Raw genomic sequence first — 2,964 nt, 5'->3', positions numbered from 1 at the left:
CGGACACAGGAAAAGCTGGAGGAGCTTGCCGCAAGGAATCAAGAAGTGAAGTTTATTGAATTTTCCCGTAATTTCGGGCACCAGCCTGCGGTAAAAGCAGGGATGGACCTGGCCCGCGGAAATGCTGTCATTTCTATGGATGGCGATCTCCAGCATCCGCCCGAACTGATACCGCAGATGATCAGAAAATGGGAAGAAGGCTATGATATCGTTTTTACGGTTAGGAAGTATCCGAAGGAAATTTCATTGTTCAAGAGGAAAACATCCGATTTTTTTTATAAAATCCTGTCTAAATTGTCAGATGTCAACCTGACCAAAGGCGGCGGATCGGATTTCCGGCTGATGGATGCCGGTGCAGTGGAAGTGATGCGTAATTTTAACGAGGACGACCTTTTCTTGAGAGGGCTTACCAGCTGGATGGGATTCAGGCAGGCCGGCATTGAATTTACTGCCAGCGAACGGCTTTCAGGAGAGAGCAGCTACAACCTGAAGAAGATGATCACTTTTGCCTTTACGGGGATTACGGCTTTCAGCGTAAAACCGCTCTATATTGCAGCCTATCTGGGATTTCTGTTTTCAGGGCTTTCTGTGGTCGGCTACGGAATCTATGTCATTTATTCTTTTGTGGCCAGAACGGAGATCTCCGGCTGGGCATCGCTGATTATGACCATCGTGTTTTTCGGTGGGCTGCAGCTGATCATCCTTGGGATCATCGGCATCTATCTGGGCAAAATCTTCAAGCAGGTAAAGGACCGGCCGAACTATATTATCAAAAATAAAAATTTTTAAACATGGTATTATTGAGTTTTGATATCGAAGAATTTGATATGCCGCTGGAATATCAGGGAGAAATCCCTTTCGACAGACAGATTTCCGTCTCGCAGACCGGGCTTGGACATATTCTGGATCTGCTGAAAAAACATCAGGTAAAAGCCACTTTCTTTTCTACGGTAGTTTTTGCGGAACACAGCAGAAGTCTCATTGAAAGACTGCTGCAAGAAGGGCACGAGCTGGCTTCACACACCTGGTTCCATTCCGAATTTCAGGAAAAGCATCTGAAGGAATCCAAAGACCGGCTGGAAGAATTATTTTCCACCCAGGTCACAGGCCTGAGGATGCCGCGGATGATGCCCGTGAGTAAAAATGCGGTTGAAGATGCGGGATACTCTTATAACTCCTCGATCAATCCGACCTATCTTCCCGGAAGATACAACAATCTGAAAGTTTCCAGGACCTGCTTCAGGGAGGGCAGGGTAACCCAGATTCCGGCTTCCGTTTCCCCTCACTTGAGGATTCCGCTGTTCTGGCTCAGCTTTCATAATTTCCCGCTGGCCTTTTATCAGAAATTAGCTTCAGACGTATTGAAAAAAGACGGTTACCTGAATGTCTATTTCCACCCCTGGGAATTTGCTGAAATAAAGGATGAAGCCTTCAGGCTGCCCGGTTTTACGGTTAAAAATACAGGAAAGGAAATGATCGGAAGATTTGATGCTTTTATTTCCTGGCTGAAAAGGAAAAATTATACCTTCGGAACATTTCAGGAATTTCAAAAACAGACCGGATCATGAGGATTGCATACGATGCCAAAAGGTTTTTCCATAATACATCCGGGTTGGGAAACTATTCCCGTGACCTGGTGAGGATACTGTCCCGCTTTTTCCCGGAAAATGAATACCTTCTTTTAAATAAAAATAAATCGGAACGGGGTGCTGATATTCTTCGGCATCCGAATGTCCGTTTTGTAGAAACTTCCAAAGGACAGATGTCCCGTCAGTTTAAAATGGGAAAAGATGCCCAGAAGGAAGGAGCGGATATCTTCCACGGCCTGTCGGGTGAACTGCCGCTGAGATGGGATAAAAAACCGATTAAAAAAGTAGTGACGATTCACGATCTTATTTTTGTACGGTATCCGCAGTACTATTCTTTTTTCGACCGTAAGATTCACTTCTGGAAGTTCAGGAAAGCAGCGGAATCGGCGGATAGAATCATTGCCATTTCGGAACAGACCAAGCAGGATATCATCCGGTTCCTTAAAATCCATGAAAATAAAATTGAAGTCATATACCAGGGTTGTCACCAGGCGTTTAAAGAAGAGCAATCTGAAGAATTCAAGGTCTCTGTAAAAGAAAAATTCAGTCTGCCGCCAAGGTTTATCCTGAATGTAGGAACAATCGAAGAGCGAAAAAACCTCCTGAATATCGTGAAAGGCATCCAGGGTACGCAGATCCCGCTGGTGGTTGTCGGCAGAAAAACGAAGTATTTTAAAGCTGTTGAGGCATTCATCCGCAAAAACAAGATGGAAAAGCAGGTTATGTTCCTGGAAGGGGTTTCAATGGACGAACTGGCCGTACTTTATAAATTGGCCGATATATTTGTATATCCAAGTTTCTTTGAAGGTTTTGGAATTCCTGTGATTGAGGCGCTGTTTTCAAAAACCGTAGTGGTCACCAGCAATACCAGCTGCCTGCCGGAAGCAGGCGGGCCCGATTCCGTATATGTGGATCCCGGAAATGAGCAGGATTTAAAAGCGAAAATCAAGTTTTTATGGGATTATGAATCCGAGCGGAAAAGGCGTGCTGAAAAGGGTTTCGAGTTTGTACAGAAGTTCAGTGATGAGCCGATTGCCGGGCAGCTGACCGGTCTTTACCGAAAAATAATGTAAAAAAAATTTGCAGGACCCGAAAATTATCTCTTATCTTTGCAGTACAAATTTCAATAATGAAACCGAATTTTTTAACAGTACATCATTATCATCATCATCTCTGCTAAGACGGAATTGATTGATCGATACTACATGTTAAAAATCAAAATAATTAAAAACCGTCTGAGTAAATAGACGGTTTTTTTGTTTCTGACGATTCCGGGAATTTTCCTTTACAATTCAACCAGTTTTTATTTGCTCAGGCCCAAAACCATCCAAATGAGTATATTAAAAATTGCCATTCAGAAAAGCGGCCGCCTGTA

General features: G+C 43.7%; 3 protein-coding genes. All 3 read left to right on the top strand.

Features of this window, described 5'->3' with window-relative positions:
• Nucleotides 1-789 (top strand): glycosyltransferase family 2 protein (locus tag QZ735_RS13020; RefSeq protein ID WP_294249178.1); only part of this gene is annotated, 789 nt, incomplete at its 5' end.
• A 2-nt stretch (nt 790-791) separates the two neighbouring features.
• Nucleotides 792-1,568, top strand: coding sequence for a polysaccharide deacetylase family protein (locus tag QZ735_RS13015; protein ID WP_294249176.1), 777 nt, complete (start codon nt 792-794; stop codon nt 1,566-1,568).
• Nucleotides 1,565-2,662 (top strand): glycosyltransferase family 1 protein, encoded by a 1,098-nt coding sequence (locus tag QZ735_RS13010; RefSeq protein WP_294249173.1) that lies wholly within the window; start codon nt 1,565-1,567, stop codon nt 2,660-2,662. Before QZ735_RS13015 ends, QZ735_RS13010 begins: the two co-directional genes overlap by 4 nt.
• The last annotated feature ends 302 nt before the right edge of the window (nt 2,663-2,964 follow it).

It is taken from the genome of uncultured Chryseobacterium sp., assembly GCF_913776365.1.
Lineage (GTDB): Bacteria > Bacteroidota > Bacteroidia > Flavobacteriales > Weeksellaceae > Chryseobacterium.
This window is presented reverse-complemented; position numbering and strand designations above follow the sequence as displayed.

Excerpts from the sequence above, each read along its gene's own strand:
- QZ735_RS13015 (WP_294249176.1), top strand. The coding sequence starts at position 792 with ATGGTATTATTGAGTTTTGATATCGAAGAATTTGATATGCCGCTGGAA.
- QZ735_RS13010 (WP_294249173.1), top strand. The coding sequence starts at position 1,565 with ATGAGGATTGCATACGATGCCAAAAGGTTTTTCCATAATACATCCGGG.